General features: G+C 28.6%; 19 protein-coding genes. 7 read left to right on the forward strand and 12 right to left on the reverse strand.

Annotation, left to right across the window (positions count from 1 at the left end):
- Positions 1-100: 100 nt before the first annotated feature.
- From BCB68_RS00410 to BCB68_RS00420, 3 genes are all read right to left on the reverse strand, one after another.
- Entirely contained in the window at positions 101-970 is an 870-nt protein-coding gene (locus tag BCB68_RS00410; protein WP_094079034.1) for a patatin-like phospholipase family protein, read from the reverse strand.
- Positions 971-1,123: 153 nt separating this feature from the next.
- Entirely contained in the window at positions 1,124-2,332 is a 1,209-nt protein-coding gene (locus BCB68_RS00415; protein ID WP_094079035.1) for a MalY/PatB family protein, read from the reverse strand.
- 169 nt (positions 2,333-2,501) lie between these two features.
- On the reverse strand, positions 2,502-2,888 hold the full coding sequence (locus BCB68_RS00420) for a putative hemolysin (RefSeq protein WP_094079036.1): 387 nt from the start codon (positions 2,886-2,888) through the stop codon (positions 2,502-2,504).
- A gap of 210 nt (positions 2,889-3,098) precedes the next feature.
- Between BCB68_RS00420 and BCB68_RS00425 the strand changes: the two genes are divergently transcribed.
- From BCB68_RS00425 to BCB68_RS00450, 7 genes are all read left to right on the forward strand, one after another.
- Positions 3,099-4,244, forward strand: coding sequence for a cysteine desulfurase family protein (locus tag BCB68_RS00425; RefSeq protein ID WP_094079037.1), 1,146 nt, complete (start codon positions 3,099-3,101; stop codon positions 4,242-4,244).
- Positions 4,245-4,320: 76 nt separating this feature from the next.
- Positions 4,321-4,965, forward strand: coding sequence for a Type 1 glutamine amidotransferase-like domain-containing protein (locus BCB68_RS00430; RefSeq protein ID WP_094079038.1), 645 nt, complete (start codon positions 4,321-4,323; stop codon positions 4,963-4,965).
- Positions 4,966-5,011: 46 nt separating this feature from the next.
- Positions 5,012-6,202 carry a tRNA uracil 4-sulfurtransferase ThiI gene (gene thiI / locus BCB68_RS00435; protein ID WP_094079039.1) on the forward strand — a complete coding sequence of 397 codons (1,191 nt, stop codon included), beginning with the start codon at positions 5,012-5,014 and terminating at the stop codon, positions 6,200-6,202.
- A 72-nt stretch (positions 6,203-6,274) separates the two neighbouring features.
- On the forward strand, positions 6,275-7,753 hold the full coding sequence (locus BCB68_RS00440; protein ID WP_094079040.1) for a YihY/virulence factor BrkB family protein: 1,479 nt from the start codon (positions 6,275-6,277) through the stop codon (positions 7,751-7,753).
- Between the two features lie 19 nt (positions 7,754-7,772).
- Positions 7,773-8,501 (forward strand): multifunctional transcriptional regulator/nicotinamide-nucleotide adenylyltransferase/ribosylnicotinamide kinase NadR, encoded by a 729-nt coding sequence (nadR, locus tag BCB68_RS00445; protein ID WP_237048647.1) that lies wholly within the window; start codon positions 7,773-7,775, stop codon positions 8,499-8,501.
- Between the two features lie 68 nt (positions 8,502-8,569).
- On the forward strand, positions 8,570-8,809 hold the full coding sequence (locus BCB68_RS10745) for a hypothetical protein (protein WP_237048648.1): 240 nt from the start codon (positions 8,570-8,572) through the stop codon (positions 8,807-8,809).
- A 107-nt stretch (positions 8,810-8,916) separates the two neighbouring features.
- A complete protein-coding gene (locus BCB68_RS00450) occupies positions 8,917-10,575 on the forward strand; it encodes a Na/Pi cotransporter family protein (protein WP_237048649.1) in 1,659 nt (552 codons plus the stop codon).
- Positions 10,576-10,624: 49 nt separating this feature from the next.
- Here BCB68_RS00450 and BCB68_RS00455 read toward each other — a convergent pair whose 3' ends face one another.
- The 9 genes from BCB68_RS00455 to BCB68_RS00495 all read right to left on the reverse strand — a co-directional run bounded on the left by BCB68_RS00455 (position 10,625) and on the right by BCB68_RS00495 (position 17,660).
- Positions 10,625-11,215 (reverse strand): hypothetical protein, encoded by a 591-nt coding sequence (locus BCB68_RS00455; protein WP_094079042.1) that lies wholly within the window; start codon positions 11,213-11,215, stop codon positions 10,625-10,627.
- A 112-nt stretch (positions 11,216-11,327) separates the two neighbouring features.
- A complete protein-coding gene (locus BCB68_RS00460; RefSeq protein WP_094079043.1) occupies positions 11,328-12,326 on the reverse strand; it encodes an ABC transporter substrate-binding protein in 999 nt (332 codons plus the stop codon).
- 159 nt (positions 12,327-12,485) lie between these two features.
- A complete protein-coding gene (gene rpmF / locus BCB68_RS00465; protein WP_094079044.1) occupies positions 12,486-12,680 on the reverse strand; it encodes a 50S ribosomal protein L32 in 195 nt (64 codons plus the stop codon).
- Between the two features lie 212 nt (positions 12,681-12,892).
- On the reverse strand, positions 12,893-14,017 hold the full coding sequence (nadR, locus tag BCB68_RS00470; RefSeq protein WP_094079045.1) for a multifunctional transcriptional regulator/nicotinamide-nucleotide adenylyltransferase/ribosylnicotinamide kinase NadR: 1,125 nt from the start codon (positions 14,015-14,017) through the stop codon (positions 12,893-12,895).
- A 107-nt stretch (positions 14,018-14,124) separates the two neighbouring features.
- Positions 14,125-14,526, reverse strand: a complete 402-nt coding sequence (nusB, locus tag BCB68_RS00475) for a transcription antitermination factor NusB (protein WP_094079046.1) — start codon at positions 14,524-14,526, stop codon at positions 14,125-14,127.
- Between the two features lie 181 nt (positions 14,527-14,707).
- The gene (gene amaP / locus BCB68_RS00480) at positions 14,708-15,340 is read right to left on the reverse strand and encodes an alkaline shock response membrane anchor protein AmaP (RefSeq protein WP_094079047.1); all 633 of its coding nucleotides are present in this window, start codon (positions 15,338-15,340) and stop codon (positions 14,708-14,710) included.
- Positions 15,341-15,350: 10 nt separating this feature from the next.
- On the reverse strand, positions 15,351-15,734 hold the full coding sequence (locus tag BCB68_RS00485; RefSeq protein WP_094079048.1) for an Asp23/Gls24 family envelope stress response protein: 384 nt from the start codon (positions 15,732-15,734) through the stop codon (positions 15,351-15,353).
- 144 nt (positions 15,735-15,878) lie between these two features.
- A complete protein-coding gene (gene accC, locus BCB68_RS00490; protein WP_094079049.1) occupies positions 15,879-17,234 on the reverse strand; it encodes an acetyl-CoA carboxylase biotin carboxylase subunit in 1,356 nt (451 codons plus the stop codon).
- A gap of 30 nt (positions 17,235-17,264) precedes the next feature.
- On the reverse strand, positions 17,265-17,660 hold the full coding sequence (locus BCB68_RS00495; protein WP_094079050.1) for a biotin/lipoyl-containing protein: 396 nt from the start codon (positions 17,658-17,660) through the stop codon (positions 17,265-17,267).
- Between the last annotated feature and the right edge of the window lie 24 nt (positions 17,661-17,684).

Below are 17,684 nucleotides of genomic sequence, written 5' to 3' on the forward strand. Positions count from 1 at the left end.
TAATTTTGTTACATTTTACTTGCTTTTGGTTATCTATGAATAGTATATCATATTTTTAAAAAAAAGAACAGTTTTTTTTCAAATTTATTTAAAACTTTTTTTATTTTTTTAAATATTCTAAAAGTGAATTATATCTTTTTCGAGCTTCATTGTAGCCAATTTTGTAAACTTCTTCAAGTTTTTCCCTATTTTTTTCAATTCTTCCCAATGTAAGTGGAACTTGCGGCTGAATTACAAAAATTTCCCCTCTTTTTTCTAAATCATAAATATATTCTAAAGTTTTATTATATCTAGTATATCTTGTTTTCATCAGTTCCACAAATTTGGGATATTTTCTATATTTCACTTTTGAGATTACACCTAATTTGCTTTGAGTTTTTCTGTAACTTCTATCTCTTGTAAGTACAACTATATTCTTTTTATTTCCTTTTTTTATTGAATATTTTAACGGTATGGAATCAGCCACTCCGCCATCCAAATACTTTTTATCTCCCAATTTCACCATTTTTGACAAAAATGGAAGTGAGGCAGAAGCTCTTAAAATATCTATATCTGTAATTGCATCTTTAATTTCAGGATATTCTGGCTGCCCAGTTTCACAATTTGTTATGACCGCTTGAAATTTTATGGGACTATTTTTAAACGTATTGTTATCAAAAGGATTATATTTTTCAGGTATATCATGATAAGAATACTGAGTTTCAAAATAATTTCCAGTTTTAATTAGATTATAAAAACTTCCGTATTCTCTTTTTTGAATGTGATCCGCAATCGCCTCAAAGCCTCTTTTTTCCTGCTTAGACAAATAATTAACCCCAAGCAGTGCTCCTGCCGACACTCCAATGCAATTGTCAACTTCCACATTTTTTTCCAAAAACAAATCTAACACACCTGCAGTAAAAATTCCTCTCATTCCTCCACCTTCAAGAACTAGTCCGATATTTTCTTTTTTTGCTTTTTCATTTTCCATATAAATTTCCCCTTTTCTAAACTTGTTTTTTTATTATATCACTTTTTCTATAATAAAAAAATAGAAAAAACTAATTTCTTAACTTTCTCTATTTTCTTGTAAAGTTATTTTTTTTATTTACAATTTATTTTTATATTTTCTCAATTTATATTTTTATTTACAAACTTCTGGAAAAACCTCTTTTAAAGCACTGTAAAGTCTATCTAAAGCTTCTTTTATGACCCAAGTTGGCGCAGCTAAATTTATTCTTTCAAATCCACTTCCATTTTTACCAAAAGTATAACCTTCGCTGAAATAAAGTTTTGCTTTTTCATTCATAAATTTTTTCAACTCTTCATTTGAAAGTTCCAAACTTTTAAAATCTAACCATTGAAGATAAGTTCCTTCAATTAGCGGCGCGCTTAAATTTACAAAATTTTTATTGAAAAAATCATGAACTAATTTTTGATTTTTGTCAATTAGCAAAATAAGTTCATCAAGCCATTTTTCACTTTCATTATACGCCAATTCACAAGCTTTGTAACCCAGCGCTGCAAATACATGAGAACTTGATCTATCTTGTTCAATTTCAAATTTTTTTCGCAATTTTTCATTTTTTATAATAATATTTGAAATTCCAACTCCCGCCAAATTAAAACTTTTTGTGGGAGCAGTACAAGTTATAGTAATTTCTGACAATTCGTCTGACAATGTTTGTAAAACTGTGTGTCTGTAATTCGGCATTATTAAATCAGAATGGATTTCATCAGAAATAATTATTAAATTATTTTTTAGTGCGATATTTCCAATTTTTTCCAATTCTTCCCTTTTCCAAACACGTCCTAACGGATTGTGAGGACTACAAAATATTAATAGTTTATTTTTTTCATCACTTGCAAGTTTTTCAAATTTTTCAAAATCAATTTCATAGTAGTTATTTTCATTTTTTAACATCTCACATTCTATAATTTTTCTATTATTATTTTTTATAGAACTGTAAAAAGGATAATAAACTGGCGTAAAAACAATAATTCCATCATCTTCTTTCGTAAACGCCTTCACACAGTCATAAATTGCTGAAACCACGCCGTTTGAACAGACAATCCACTCTTTTTTCACTTTAAAGTTATGTCTTCTATTAAGCCAATCAATCACAGCTGAATAATAACTTTCATAAGGTCCTGTATATCCTAAAATCGCACTGTCCAAATATTTTTTCAATCCATCAATTATTTCTTTTGCAATTTTTAACTCCATATCTGCAACAGATAATGGAACGATATTATCAGCAATATTTGGGTCAATTTTATACATTTGATCCCATTTATAGGATCCTTGTCCTTTTTTATTTATTATTGTTTCAAAATCATATTTTTTATTCATAGTTTTACCATCCAAAATTTATTTTTATCAAAGTATGATAACATATTTTATTTTTGTAGTCAAACATTTATTAAAGCAAAGATAGGGTAAAAATTAATTTATCCAATTTCTTTATTTCTGTTTGCAAAATATATTAACAAAATCTTCTATTTCTACAAATGAGAGTAGTTTAATTATCTTCTGGAGTTCCTTTTTTTATTAACTTATTGTTTTTTCTATAAAAATCCCATTCGTCAATTTCTTTTCCATCTTTAAATTTACAAACTCCATATTCATTCCCGTCGCCATCTAATTTAATAATAGATTTTCCGTCATTTTTCTCGCAATAAATTGAAGCAGGATTAGGTATTCCTATCATCCTTTGCTCAGGAATATCACTATTTTCTATTTTTTTTACTTTTGGTAACTTTGAATTTTTACTTTTTATTTTTGTCAATGACTTTTTTGCTGCTTTTTTGGAAATTTTTGCAGTTCTTCTTTTCATAGTTTTTGCCCCTGCAATATTTAATGAAAACATCATTACTATACATACAGCCAAACTAAATAATTTTTTCATAAAATTTCCTCCTAAATTTTTATCTTTCAAAAATTTTATTTTTTTTGTATTACTTTTTATTTGCAGTTTAGCACAAAAATATTTGTTTTTTATTTATTTATAATTTATTTTTTAGAATTTTTATTTTAGTATAATAAAATAAAGGTGTTTATAATTTTTAAAAAATATAGTATAATATATAAGTACAAACTAAAAAAAGGAAGTTTTAAAATGATATATTTAGATAATGCAGCAAGTACAAAACCAAGAAAAGAAGTTATAGATACAATGGTTTGTGCGATGGAGCAAAGTTATGCGAATGCTGATGCGATTCATGATTTTGGACATAGAATTTTTCTTAAAATTAAAGATGCTAGAAAGACAATTGGAAAATATCTTAAAGTTAGCCCCGAGAGAATTTTTTTTACTTCTGGTGGTGGAGAAGGAAATAATATTATTTTGCAAGGAATTATTAATGCGAACTCAAAATTAAAAAAACATCTGATTACGACAAAAATTGAACATCCATCAGTTTATGAAGTTTTTCGGTACTATGAGGAAAATGGATTTAAAGTTGATTATCTTAATGTCAACAAAGACGGATTTGTAGATTTAGATATGCTTTCTGACTTGATTTGCAAAGATACTATAATAGTGTCAATTGGTGCTGTAAATAGTGAAACTGGAACTATTCAAGATTTAGAAAAAATTTCTAAAATTATAAAAGACAAAAATAAGAATACTTATTTTCACACGGATTTTGTGCAAGGATTTGGACTTCCAAATATAAATTTTAATAAAATAAAAGTTGATGCACTTACTGTGAGCGGGCACAAAATTTATGCTCCGAAAGGAATTGGCGCTATTTATGTTGGAGAAAATGTAAAAATCAATGACATAATTTTCGGCTCAAATAGTGCAAATGGCATTATTAAACGAACTTTGCCAGCTGAGTTAATTTTGGCTTTTTCAAAAGCGGTTGAAATTCTTGCAAAAGAAGATAAAAAAGAAGCGATTCATTCACAAAATTTTAAAATTAATCTTGCAAAAAAATTAACAGAAGAAATTGAAGATATGAAAATAAATTCACTTTTGACAGAAAAATCAACGCCAAAAATTTTAAATGTTTCGTTTAATGGGACAAAAGGTGAAGTTTTAACGCATTTTTTAGGAATGTATGACATTTTTGTGTCAACTGGGTCAGCTTGTTCTTCAAAAAAAGGAAACAGCAGAATTCTTGCTGCGATGGGTCTTAATCAGTCTGAATTGGACGGAGCGATAAGATTTAGCTTTTCAAATGAAAATAAACTTGAAGAAATTGATGAAATTGTGAAAAGAGTTAAAGAAAGCGTTGCTAGAATTAGAAAAATGAAATAATAAAATAATAATAAATAAAATAAAAAATATTATTTTTAAAAAATTAAAAATAAAAAAAAGAAAGAAGAGTGATTGTATGAAAAAAATGTTTTTAACTTCATCATTTGGATATGTAGAAAAATTATTTAAAAATTTTTTAGAAAACGATTTAGGACTTGAAAACAAGCTAAAAGGAAAAACTGTGGCTCTGATTCCAACTGCGGCATTGGTGGAAAATATTGACATTCACATAAAAATAGCGATGGAAATTTATGAAAGTCTTGGAATGAGCATAACTCTTTTGGAACTTACCGAGGTGAGCGAAACAAAAGCAAAAGATTTGATAAATGACTCCGATATTTTGCACATCTCAGGCGGAAATACTTTCTTTTTAATGCAAGAAATTCAAAAGAAAAATTTATTGGATTTTATTGTAAAAAAAGTTGAAAATGGACTAATCTATGTTGGTGAATCAGCGGGAAGCGCCATTATGAGCCCCGATATTGAATATGTTTCAGAGTGTGACGACAAAGCTTTTGCACCAGAATTAAAAAATACTAAAGGACTTAATCTTTTACCATTTTATCCAGTTCCCCACTACCAAAGCGAACCTTACAAGGAAAGTTGTGACAGATTGGTTCAAAAGTATAAAGATAAACTTCATTTAGTTCCGTTTAACAATATTCAAGCCATAACTGTGGAAGACGATGACTACAACTTAGTTACGCTTCAAAAGATTTAAAAAAATAAAAATTAAAAAGAATTGAAGAAAGGAGAAAAAATAAAAAATGGAAAAATATACGGATAAAAATTTGCTTGACGCAATCGGTCTTTCTTATGGCGAACTTTCGCTAAAAGGTAAAAATCGCGGGCAATTTGAGCAAAAATTGAGAAATAGAATAAATAGAAACCTAAAGGAATTTGACTATAAATTAGTCGAAGATTTATCTAAATTATATGTTTTGATTGACCCAAAAGATTTGGAAAAAATCACAGAAAAACTAAAAAAAGTTTTTGGAATTGTTGGAATAAACCAGTCAAGCAGAGTTTCACAAAAAGACGAAGAGATTAAAGCAAAAGTTTTAGAATTTGCAAATTATGCATATGAAAAAGGAGCTAGAACTTTTAAAATTTCTGTCAACAGAAGCAACAAGGAATTTCCCATTAATTCTATGGACTATGCCAAAGAAGTTGGGGCTTTTGTGTTAATTAACAGTCCTTTTGAAAAAGTTAAGATGAAAGATCCTGATGTTATGATATACATTGACATAAGAAAAGAAGTTTATATTTATACGACGAGAATCAAGACTTATGGTGGACTTCCGCTTGGATCAACTGGAAAAGGACTAGTTTTACTTTCTGGAGGAATTGATAGTCCAGTTGCTTCATTTATGATGGCAAAAAGAGGAATGAGAATAAACTTTGTGACATTTAACAGCTTTCCTTTTACAAGTAAACAGGCACTTGAAAAGATTAAGGAATTAACCAATATTTTGACTGATTATACTGGAAAATCAAGACTTTATACGATTAATATTTTAAAACTGCAAGAAGAAATTAATGGCAAAACTAGAAAAGAATATGCAACTATCTTGACAAGAAGAGTTATGATGAGACTCAGCGAAAGACTGGCAAATTCAATGCAATATCAGGCATTGATTACAGGAGAAAGTCTGGGGCAAGTCGCTTCTCAAACATTGGGTGGACTTACTTGCACAAATGCCAGTGTGGAAAAACTTCCTGTCTTTAGACCGCTTATTGGAATGGATAAGACTGAAATTATCGATATTGCAAAAGAAATTGGAACTTATGAGAAGTCAATCGAGCCTCACGAAGATTCCTGCGTGATTTTTGCTCCAAAACATCCTGTTACAAATCCCAAATTGGAAGATATCCTTGCAGAAGAAGCAAAAATTGAGAATTATGAAGAATTAATGGATGAAATTTTTAGTGAAAAAGAATATTTTAATTTTGGATAAATTAAGAAAAATGGAGAAAATAATGGAAATGAATTTAGAAAATACAAAAAAAATTTTAATGATTTAAAAAGAATGATATATTTAATTTACAAAAATTACAGAGATGGTGAAACTCAGATACTTGCAATTTCACTCACTTACTATTCACTTTTAGCGGTATTTCCGTTTGTGGCACTAGTTCTTGGAATAACTAGAGGATTTGGATTTGATAAAATTTTTATAAAAAAATTGTTTGAATTTTTGCCAAACAGTTCCATCATAAAATCTATTTTAAGTGTTGCACAAAAGCTACTTGCTTCCACCGAAGGAAATTTACTTGCAGGAATTGGAATTATTGTTTTAATCTATTCTGTTATAAAAGTCTTGATTATGCTAGAAAATTCGTTTAACAAAATTTGGAGAATAAACAAAAAGCGTTCGCTTCCGAGAAGAATTGTCGATTATGTCGCAATCATATTTTTGGGACCAATATTTTTTGTAGCATTATCAGCATTAAATTCTTTTATAATTGACGAGCTTATTCACTATTTTTCCAAGCAATCAATTTTTATTGATTTATTTATAGCAGTTTCGGGACCCCTAACTTACATAATTTTATTTTCTTTTATATTTTATTTGATTCCAAATACAAATGTAAAAGTAAAGCCTGCGTTAGTTGCTGGATTTATCACAACAATTTTGACTTTTTGCTGGAAACTGTTATTTTTACTGCTTCAATCAATTATTACAAGCTATAATATAATTTATGGAAGTTTAGCGTTAATCCCAATTTTTTTGATTTTTATTCAATATATTTGGGTAACGATTTTACTAGGTGCACAAATTGCCTTTTCAATTCAAACTTCAGACAAATTTTTGTATAAAGAGGAAATTGAGATGCCAATTAAGATTAAAAGAGAAGCTGGAATGCTTATTTTGTCGCTAATTATTAAAAATTTTGCACAAAAAAAAGAACCTTTTACTTTTCAAAAATTGTCGGATAGACTTGGAATGGATGTGCTTTTTGTTAAAGATATTTTGTCAGACCTTGAAAAAATGGGATTTATAAATGAAGTCTTTCTGGGAAAAAATTCAGAATCAATTTATCAGATTGCCTATAATCCTGAAGCCATCACCATAAATGAATTTATAAAAGAATTTGACACAAAAAATATCGAATATTATACTGATGTATTTAAAAACTTAAAGGCAGAAGATAAAAGAATACTTGAAAAAATACAGCAAAAATTGACAACTCAAAAAATTGAAAAAAGAGATATTTTTGATATTCAGTTTCCTGAAAATGTCAAAAGTTATAGTAAACAAGGAATGCCCCCTTTCTTAGATGAACGACAAAAAAAATATGAAAATTTGGAAACTATCATAAAAAAAGAAGAGAAAAGTTTAGAAGAGAATGATGAAAAAGATTCAAATTTTCACGACGATGATGACAACAATAAATTTGAAAATGATAAAGAATTTGAAGATGATAGAGATGATAGTGATAATAACGATGACGGCGACAATTTATCAAAAATAAAATATGAAAATGGAAAATGGAAATTTTTATAAAAAATCAGGAGTGCAATTTATGAAAAAAACTGGTATAATCTTTGGAAAATTTTATCCGATTCATATGGGACATGTTGACTTTATTCAAAAAGCCGGTGGCTTTGTCGACGAGCTTTATGTCGTTGTTTGCAGTGACGACACTAGGGATAAAAAATTATTTGAAGAATCTAAAATGAGAAAGATGCCAACTATAAAAGACAGATTAAATTTTGTAAAAGGTATATTCAAATATCAAAATAATATAAAATTAATTCATTTAGCTGAAGATGGTATTCCATTTTATCCAAATGGATGGAAACTTTGGAGCGAAAGAGTTTTTGAGGTCTTACTACAAAATGATATAAAAGTCGATGTGATTTTTTCAAACGAACTGCAAGACGTTGAAAATTACAAAAACAATTTTCTCACTCTTCCAAATTTTGAAAAAGTTTTCAATAAAAATCTAACGATTCAAACAATCGACATAAATCGAGATAATTTCCCAATAAGTGCGACTGAAGTGAGAAATTCCCCTTATCACAACTGGGATTTTATGCCAAAACCTGTCCAGGAATTTTTTACAATAAAAGTGGCGATCATAGGAACTCCGCACTCAGGAAAGACTACTTTGGTTCACAAATTATCAAATTGTTATAATACAAATTTTGTAGAAGATTACAAAAAGAAATATTTGAAAAAAAATAATTTAAAAAATTTAGAAGAAAAAGATTTTAACAGCATTGCTGAAAAATATCAAAAAAAATCTTAAATTCTGTAAAAAGTTCCAACAAATTAGTGTTTATTGATACGGAATTTTGTTCACTTCAGGCTAATCTAATGGAATTTAAAAGTAAAGAAAATGAAATAATCAATAATTTTATAAAAAATGAAGATTTTGAGTTGATTTTTTATCTTGAAAGCGAGGAAAAAACTGATAAAATAAAAGAATTTGATAAAAATTTAAAAAAAATTTTAAAAAAAAATAATAAAAAAATAGTTATATTAAAACTAAATAATAATAATTTTACAGAAATTTATAATTGCTGTCTTAGATATATCAATAAAATGATTGAATAATTTAATATAAATTTTATTAAAATTCTATAGGAAAATTTTTAAAAATATGGTATAAATACTATTGAATAAATATTTATTATTCATATAAAAAATATTTTTAGAAAGGAATGAAATTAATGAATGCTGCGTCGATTAACTACCAACAGATGATATTCGGATTTTTAGGTGGACTTGGATTATTTCTATTTTATATGAAATATATGGGAGATGGACTTCAAATGGCAGCTGGAGATAAACTTCGATATATCTTGGATAAATATACAACTTCACCTTTTTTAGGAGTCTTAGTTGGGATTTTAATAACAGCTCTTATTCAATCCAGTTCAGGAACGACAGTAATTACAATAGGACTTGTCGGAGCGGGATTACTGACACTTCGTCAAGCTATAGGAATTGTAATGGGAGCTAATATTGGTACAACAATTACAACATTTATTATAGGATTTAATATATCACATTATGCACTTCCAATTATATTTGTAGGTTCGCTATGTCTTTTTTTCTTTAAAAATCAGACCATGAATAACGCCGGGAGAATTTTATTTGGATTTGGAGGAATATTTTTTGCACTAAGCTTGATGTCAAATGCGATGGCTCCACTTAGATACCTTCCCGCTTTTAAAACTTTAACCACAAGCTTGGGAAAAAATCCTATTCTAGGAGTTCTTTTGGGAACTGGGATGACTATGGCTGTACAGGCGTCAAGTGCCACAATAAGTATTATCCAAAATATTTATCAAGAAGGGCTTATGCCACTAAAATCTTTACTTCCAGTTCTTTTTGGAGATAATATTGGAACTACAATAACAGCTATTTTAGCTTCAATAGGGGCTAACACATCAGCAAAAAGACTCGCATTATCTCATACCTTATTCAATATGATTGGTACTGTAATATTTATGATTGTTTTAATCCCTTTTACAATGTATGTGACTAAAATGCAGCAAATTTTCTATTTGAACCCCAAAGTTACAATTGCATTTGCTCATGCTTCCTTTAATATAATTACAACAATACTTTTATTTCCGTTTATTAGAGTTTTGGAATATATAGTTGTTAAAGTAATAAAAGACAAAGATGAAGACAAAGCGGAAGAATTTAAGCCAAAATATTTGGATATGGCTTTATTAAATGCACCTTCTATTGCAATTGGACAAGTAAAACAAGAAATATTAATTATGATTTCAATGGCTCTTGAGAACTTAAAAGAATCTGTTGAGTTCTTTCATTCACACAATGAAAAATTAGCTAAAAATGTTGAACTTTCTGAAGATAACATAAATAGCATGGATCAGGAAATCACAAAATATTTAACAATGTTATCACAGGGAACTTTCACTGAAAAAGAAGGAGAAGAAATCAGCATTTACCTTGATATGTGCCGTGACGTTGAAAGAATCGGCGACCACGCTTTCGGAATAGTTAAAGATGTTCAATATGAAATAAAAAAAGAATTGGTTTTTTCTGATGTGGCACATAACGAAGTGAGTAAACTTCTTGAAATTACTGTAAAATTAATTGAAACAGCGATTGACGCACTAAAAGAAAATGACAATGAAAAAGCTTTTTCTGTGATTGATTTGCACAATAAATTATATAGAAAAGAAAAAGAAGTAAGAAAAGCTCACATAAAAAGAGTAAGTAAACAGGAATGCGATGTAAAAGCTGGACTTTACTACATAGATGTCATTTCTCACTTCACAAGAGTTGGAGATCATGGGAGAAATTTAGTTGAGAAAATGATTGAAACCAAAGTGAGTAAATAAAAATAAAATAAAAACTGCCTTACTTTCATAAATAAGACAGTTTTTTTATTTATTGTAATACAAAAATCAACTGTTTTCCGCCATTTCCGTATAATCCCAATTTATTATTTTTTACTTTATAGGTGTAAGTTCCATCTGATAAACTATCACTTTTTTGATTAAATGACAAATTTTTCTTTTCTACACTTGTCCCATTTTCACCTTCAACTGTGTAAACCACTCTATACTGTGTTCCCTGTCTTTCAAAAGTGACCACTCTGTCGTCGAGTGAAAATTGGTGTCCTAAAACACCATCTACATGTTTTAATGTCGGACTATTTTTCGCTTGAGGATTTGGAGATTGTTGTACCCCATTTTGAACTTGATTTTGAGTTTGATCTGTATTTCCATCTTGATCATTTTGCGGCTGCAATGCTGTCTTAGTTGGATTTGTTGTATCTAAAGCTTGAGTTTGTTGTGATTGCTGTTGTTTATTTGTAGCATCAGATGTGCTGTTGCTATTTGCATCACTTGACTGAGATTGTGAAATATTTTCTTCAGGTTTTTCCACATTTGCTGGATCAGATTCTTTATTACAGCTAATCGTTAAAACTGCTAAAATTCCAATCAACAAATATATTTTAAAAAAATTTTTTTTCATAAATTTTTTTCACTCCTTTTTTTTGTTTTATTTTTACTTTTATTATTTTTTCTAATTTTTTTATATTCATTTTTATTTTTTCGACTATTTATTTTTCTATCTGTTTTTTCGTTTATTTTTTTGTTTCTACAAATTTCACATTTTTTGAAATGCTCTCAGGAATTTTTATTCCCAATAATTCCATATTTTGTTTATTTACTTCGATTTTTAAATCTTTTACATTTTCAATCGGAATTTCATTTGGCTTTTTCCCATCTTTCAATATTTGAGCGGCTATTTCTCCAGAACGGTAACCTATGTCATAATCAGTCGTCCCTTGTGAAATAAATCCTCCTGCATTTGAATAAATATTATTTGTCCCAAAAATTGGTTTTTTCTCTCTGTTAAAAATATCCAATATTGCTGAAATATATGAAGCAACTGTATTATCTTGAATCGCATACAATAAATCCGCTTGTTTTACCACAAGATTGGCCGCTGACACAAGCTCGGTTCCATTAGTTACAGATTTATCAACTACATTAAATCCATATTTTGGTGCCAATCTTTTCAAATTATTTACTTCAGAAACAGAATTTTGTTCAGATGAATTATAAATTATTCCTATATTTTTAGCTTTTGGAAATAATTCTTTCATCAATTTCAAATTTTCTTCCACTGGAGCTGCTCCACTTGTTCCAGTAACATTTGATATTCCTACTAATCCTGCACTCTTTGGATCTGTCACAGAAGCAAACACAACAGGGATATTTTTATCCACCTGATTTTTTGCCGCCTGAGCTGTTGGCGTAGTTATAGCATAAACTAAATCTTTTTTGTCTGATGAAAATTGCTGCATTATTAAAGTTTGATTACTCATTTCGTTATTTGCAATTTTGTCATCATAATCCGCTTTTATCCCTGCTTTGGCAAGTGCATCCTTAAATCCTTGTTTTGCTGCATTTAATGCTGGGTGATCAACAATCTGCGACACTCCTATTTTGTAAACTTTTTCATTTTTTGTAGCTTGGGAATTAGTAGAATTGTTAGAATTATTACTCTTATTTCCGCAAGCTAAAATCATTCCTCCAAGCATACCGAATAACAGTACACCTCTCATAATTTTTTTCATCTGATTTTCCTCCTAAAATAAATTTTATTTTTTATCATTTATATTTTACCATATTTTTTATTAAAAATAAAAAAATTTTTTTAATAAAAAAACACTAACTTTCGTCAATGTAAATCAATAATTTTATTTAAAAAAATAGGAGTTTTTAAACTCCTGTAATTATTCAGCTTCTGTTGTAGTTTCATCAGTTTTCAACACTTGTCTACCTCTGTATACTCCTGTTTCTAAATTTAATCTGTGAGGTCTTCTCACTGTTCCGTCAGCTTCTACCACAATATTTGGAGCTGTGATTGCATCATGTGCTCTTCTCATATTTCTTTTAGCTTTGGAAGTTCTTTTCTTAGGTACTGCCATTATTTATCGACTCCTTTCCATATTTTTATCATTTCATTTATAGATAATTTGCTAAAAAATCTTTTTATTTTGACAAATTTGCCACTTTTAAATTTTTTAGTTTTTATCATATTAAAAAAACTTTCTAAATTTTTATAGTAATTCATTATATCATATATTGATATATTTTGCAACTTGCCAAATGCGAAAATTTTTATTTTAACATCAAAAAATTACTCATAGCTATCTGCAATTTCCTGCAAATTTTCTTCTCCATTCAAATATGCCTTTATAATATGCTTACAAGCCAAATATCTGTTTTCATAGCTATTTGATTTCACAGTCACATACGAAATATTATATTCTTTATACAATTTTTTTAATAGTTTTTGAAATTTTTCTCTTCTGTCGTCGTCTCCAATCGAACGAAGCCCATCATTTACCCATTTTACATTATTTTCCAAAAGTATTGTAAGATCAAATCTATAATTTTGCACAAACTCTCTGACAATCGGATTATCTCTTTCTTCATACGTCAGACAAAACGCCAAAGTTGTGATGTAATCCGTATCTATCAGTGCAAATTTATTTGCATTTCTTGCTGCATACAAGACATTTGACTGATGTCCAAAAACTATCTTTTCATAATCCGAATATTGCAAGGCATCTTCATCTCCGCCTAATTTTTCAAAGACATATTCACGCCCATATTCCCAAGCAGAACTTGTGTTAAACACATTGGCAAGTTTGTCTATCATGATACTTTTTCCGCTGCTCTCACCGCCACATATAGTTATAATGGGGATTAAATGTTCTCTTACTTCTCTAGGTAAATAATTCCAATATTTGCTTGGATTTTCTCTGATTTCGTGAGAATTTACATTATATTCATTGTAATTTTCATCAATTGATTTCGTCTGTGAGCCAAAATACTTTAAATAATATTTTTTATCATCCTTGTGATTACTTATGAAAATCACATTATTTTCCCAATCTAAATTTTTTTTATTTTTTTTACTCTCTTTATTTTCTCTATTTTCTCTTTTTTCAATTTCATCTTTCAATAATTTTGACCACTTTTCCCAGCCGTCTGGATATGGCGGGCAATCGTCTTCGTTAAACAAAAAAGAAACTATATTAGGCTGATTTTTAAATGTCTGTTTGACAAAACGAAGTCTGTCCTTTGGTGTTATTTCTTTCACAAACCTAGAATTTGAAGTAATAAGGTCGTCTCCATCAGTCGAATATGAAACTACTACATATAATTTTTCCACTATTCCACTTGCCCTTTGAATTAAATTCACATGTCCTATGTGAAGCGGAAAAAATTTCCCTACAACAATTCCTATTTTTTTCATTTTTCCTCTTTCTAAAATCTTTTAAGTTTTTTATTTTAATATTTGTTTTTATATACAAAAACTTCTACATACTAAAAAAGCATATAGAAGTTTTTTTATTTTTATTCCTATTTCATATTTTTTACTAATTTTGCAAGAATTCCATTCAGAAAATCCTTTGTGTCATTGTAAGAATATTTTTTTGCAAGTTCCAAAACTTCGTTTATTGCAATTTCAAATCCTACTTTTTTTATAAGGATTTCATAAAAAGAGATTTTTAATAATACCTTTTCTATTGTTCCCAGTCTTTCATAAGTCCAACCGTCAAGTGTATTTTTTATTTTTTCTACTAAAATTTCTTCATTTTCAATAATTTCAGTTACATAACTTTTTAAAAAATTAATCTGGTCTTCTTTTGTAATTTTTTCTTCTTCGACAACTTCCTCAATTCTTTTTTGAATATCGTTATCAATTAATTCATGTTCAAAAAGAAGCTTAAAAATTTCTTCTCTAATTTTTCTTCTTGTCATCAAAATTTCCCTTCCTAAAATCTTCAAAATACTCGAACTACCATAGAAAAAATCCTGTGGTTCTCAGTAAATTTACCAAGCTATCCTCATTGTTCTTGCGGTTCTTATATTATTTCTTAGATAATATTTCCAATTATTCTTGCAATTTTATTTTTTTAAGTTACTCTGTTTTTTCTTTTTTTTAAAAATTTTTCTCTTTTTCAATTTCTTTTTCTTGATTTTTATCTGTACTTTCAGATTTTTTTGTTTCAGAATCTTTTTCAGAAAAATCCATAGCTTTTCTTTCTGTTATTGTTTCACTTAAAACTTTTCTTAATTTTATTTTACTTTTTTTTACTGTAATTCCAGTTGAATGAAAAACATATTCGGTTAATTCATTTTGAATCTCTGAGAGCTTGTCATTCAAATTTTCTACATTATATGTATCCACACTCGCTTCAATAATAACCGCTTTTCCTTTTGAATATGATTTCACTTTTGAGTTTTTTATAATTTCTTTTGTTTTTAAAAACTCTTTTGTCGTTTCATTTATTGTTTTAATTGATACTTCAATTTCGCCACTTTTACTTCTCACTTTTTTATTTTGAGAATATTTAGTAAGTTTGTTGATATATGAAAGTAAAAATAAAACTAAATAAATTACTGCAACTACTCCAACTAAAATCTTAACATTAAAATTACTCAAATCAACCGCACTATCCAACTGATCTAAATATGTTGTTTTGAATAAAATATCTGAAATACTAGAAAAAGCAATTCCAATAAATCCCAATATCACTGATAATTTTGCTAAAAATCCTAATATAGCTGTCATTTATCCACACCTATTCCTCTGTTTGTTCTGCCACTGCTACTTCATTTTTTTTATCATCTTCAACAATTTTTTGAATGTATACATTCACTTCTTGAACTTTTAATCCAGTTGTTTCTGTGATTGCTTTTACCACTTTTGTCTGAATTTCTCCAGCAAGGGCTGGTAATTGGTAACCCATTTTAGCTACAATATACAAGTCGATTGTACATTCAGTTTCACCAACTTCTACATCAATTCCTTTTCCTCCAGCAGATACGCTTTGGAAAAATTTAATTATTTCATTTTTTGATTTTCCTCCAACTAAACTGCTTACTCCTTCAATTTCTGAAACTACTAATTCTGCAATTGTTGCAACAACTTCCTGTGATATATTTACATTTCCTAATTCGTTCATTTTGATTCCTCCTAAATTTTAAAATTAAATATTTAATTTTTTTAAACAGTTTTTCCCATTTTTAAAAAACAGGAAATCTTGTTTTTATTAATAAAATTATACCACAATTTTTTATTTTTTTCATCTTTATTTTAATAATTTTTTTTATTTTTCCAAAACTTCGCTAAAATAAGTTTCAATAAAGTTTGTATAAAATTTTCCTTCTCTAAATGCCTTGTTTTTAAAAACTTTTTGATGAAAAGGAATTGTTGTGTCAATTCCTTCGATTATAAATTCCTTTAATGCTCTTTCCATTCTTACAATCGCTTCTTCACGATTTTTTCCTTTGACTATTAACTTAGCTATCATCGAATCGTAATAAGGCGGTATTTCATAATTTTGGTACGAGTGTGAATCCACTCTCACTCCAATTCCACCAGACGGAATATATTTTTCCAAAATACCAGACGACGGCAAAAATCCATTTTCTGAATCTTCAGCATTTATTCTGCACTCAATTACATGTCCATGTATGTTTATATCTTTTTGAGTAAAACTCAATTTTTCTCCCGCTGCCACTCTTATTTGCTCTTTTACTAAATCAACTCCTGTAATTTCTTCACTTATTGTATGTTCCACTTGAATTCTCGTATTCATTTCCATAAAATAAAAATTCATTTCTTTGTCAACCAGAAATTCCAATGTTCCAACACTGTCATAACCTATCCCTTTAGCTAATTTTACTGCAAATTTTCCCATTTTTTCACGAGTCTTTGCGTCAATTCCAGCTGATGGGCTTTCCTCTATCAATTTTTGATGTCTTCTTTGAATAGAGCAATCTCTTTCTCCTAAATGAACGACATTTCCATATTTATCTCCAATCACTTGAATTTCAACATGTCTTGGTTCTTCAACATATTTTTCAATATAAACATCTGGATTTCCAAAATTTGCTTTGGCTTCATTTTGCGCAACGACATAGTTTTCAACTAATTCTTGTTCATTATGAGCAATTCTCATACCTTTTCCACCGCCACCGGCAGTTGCTTTTATCATGACAGGATAAGTTATCCATTCTGCAATTTCTTTAGCTTCTTCAACACTTGGGACAATTCCGTCCGAACCTTTTGTCATTGGAACTTTATGTTTACTTGCAGTTTCTCTTGCAGTCGCTTTATCTCCCATCATGCTAATAAGTTCAGGTTTAGGGCCAATAAACACAATACCATTTTTTTCACAAATTTCAGCAAATCTTTGATTTTCTGATAAGAATCCATATCCTGGATGAATTGCCTCACTATCTGTAATTTGTGCCGCTGAAATGATATTTGGTATTTTTAAATAAGAATCAGCAGCACTTGGCTTTCCAATACAAATTGCCTCATCTGCAAGTTTTACATGCAGGGAATCCTTATCCGCTTCTGAATATACAGCAACTGTCGCAATTCCCAATTCTCTTGCTGCTCTTATAATCCTCACAGCGATTTCCCCTCTATTTGCTATTAATATTTTTTTAAACATTGATTCCTCCTAAATATTAACTTTTTTAATTTATTTTATTTCGATTTTAAATAATTCTTTTGAAAAATCAACGGCGATTCCATCAGAGACCAAAACTTCTTTTATCACTCCGTCAACTGTGGCTCTTACTTCATTTTCAATTCCCATTGTGTAAATTTTAGCTAATATTTCACCTTTTTTAACTTCTTTTCCACTATTTACATTTAATAATTTTATCTTCCCAACATTATCTGACTTAATAATTTCTTCTTTTTTTACCTTTTCTTCTTTTTTCATAACTTTTACAGGATGGGACACATTTATTTTTTGACTGGCATCACAAGAATTAATCAATGTTAATTTCATTTTTCCATATCTAATTTTAAGCTCTTCCAACTCTTCTTTTTTCATAACTTTCATCAATTCTTGAATATCTTTTAATTCCATCATTTCTCCTCATTTTAAAACTAT

Source organism: Leptotrichia sp. oral taxon 498, from assembly GCF_002240055.1.
Classification (GTDB): Bacteria; Fusobacteriota; Fusobacteriia; order Fusobacteriales; family Leptotrichiaceae; genus Leptotrichia; species Leptotrichia rugosa.

Excerpts from the sequence above, each read along its gene's own strand:
- BCB68_RS00495 (WP_094079050.1), bottom strand. The coding sequence starts at position 17,660 with ATGGAATTAAAAGATATTCAAGAATTGATGAAAGTTATGAAAAAAGAA.
- BCB68_RS00420 (WP_094079036.1), bottom strand. The coding sequence starts at position 2,888 with ATGAAAAAATTATTTAGTTTGGCTGTATGTATAGTAATGATGTTTTCA.
- nadR (WP_237048647.1), top strand. The coding sequence starts at position 7,773 with ATGAAAAAAACTGGTATAATCTTTGGAAAATTTTATCCGATTCATATG.
- thiI (WP_094079039.1), top strand. The coding sequence starts at position 5,012 with ATGGAAAAATATACGGATAAAAATTTGCTTGACGCAATCGGTCTTTCT.
- BCB68_RS00410 (WP_094079034.1), bottom strand. The coding sequence starts at position 970 with ATGGAAAATGAAAAAGCAAAAAAAGAAAATATCGGACTAGTTCTTGAA.
- BCB68_RS00460 (WP_094079043.1), bottom strand. The coding sequence starts at position 12,326 with ATGAAAAAAATTATGAGAGGTGTACTGTTATTCGGTATGCTTGGAGGA.
- amaP (WP_094079047.1), bottom strand. The coding sequence starts at position 15,340 with ATGACAGCTATATTAGGATTTTTAGCAAAATTATCAGTGATATTGGGA.
- BCB68_RS00430 (WP_094079038.1), top strand. The coding sequence starts at position 4,321 with ATGAAAAAAATGTTTTTAACTTCATCATTTGGATATGTAGAAAAATTA.
- BCB68_RS00425 (WP_094079037.1), top strand. The coding sequence starts at position 3,099 with ATGATATATTTAGATAATGCAGCAAGTACAAAACCAAGAAAAGAAGTT.
- BCB68_RS00415 (WP_094079035.1), bottom strand. The coding sequence starts at position 2,332 with ATGAATAAAAAATATGATTTTGAAACAATAATAAATAAAAAAGGACAA.
- BCB68_RS10745 (WP_237048648.1), top strand. The coding sequence starts at position 8,570 with ATGGAATTTAAAAGTAAAGAAAATGAAATAATCAATAATTTTATAAAA.
- BCB68_RS00450 (WP_237048649.1), top strand. The coding sequence starts at position 8,917 with ATGAAATTAATGAATGCTGCGTCGATTAACTACCAACAGATGATATTC.
- BCB68_RS00485 (WP_094079048.1), bottom strand. The coding sequence starts at position 15,734 with ATGAACGAATTAGGAAATGTAAATATATCACAGGAAGTTGTTGCAACA.
- BCB68_RS00440 (WP_094079040.1), top strand. The coding sequence starts at position 6,275 with ATGATATATTTAATTTACAAAAATTACAGAGATGGTGAAACTCAGATA.
- nusB (WP_094079046.1), bottom strand. The coding sequence starts at position 14,526 with ATGACAAGAAGAAAAATTAGAGAAGAAATTTTTAAGCTTCTTTTTGAA.
- rpmF (WP_094079044.1), bottom strand. The coding sequence starts at position 12,680 with ATGGCAGTACCTAAGAAAAGAACTTCCAAAGCTAAAAGAAATATGAGA.
- accC (WP_094079049.1), bottom strand. The coding sequence starts at position 17,234 with ATGTTTAAAAAAATATTAATAGCAAATAGAGGGGAAATCGCTGTGAGG.
- BCB68_RS00455 (WP_094079042.1), bottom strand. The coding sequence starts at position 11,215 with ATGAAAAAAAATTTTTTTAAAATATATTTGTTGATTGGAATTTTAGCA.
- nadR (WP_094079045.1), bottom strand. The coding sequence starts at position 14,017 with ATGAAAAAAATAGGAATTGTTGTAGGGAAATTTTTTCCGCTTCACATA.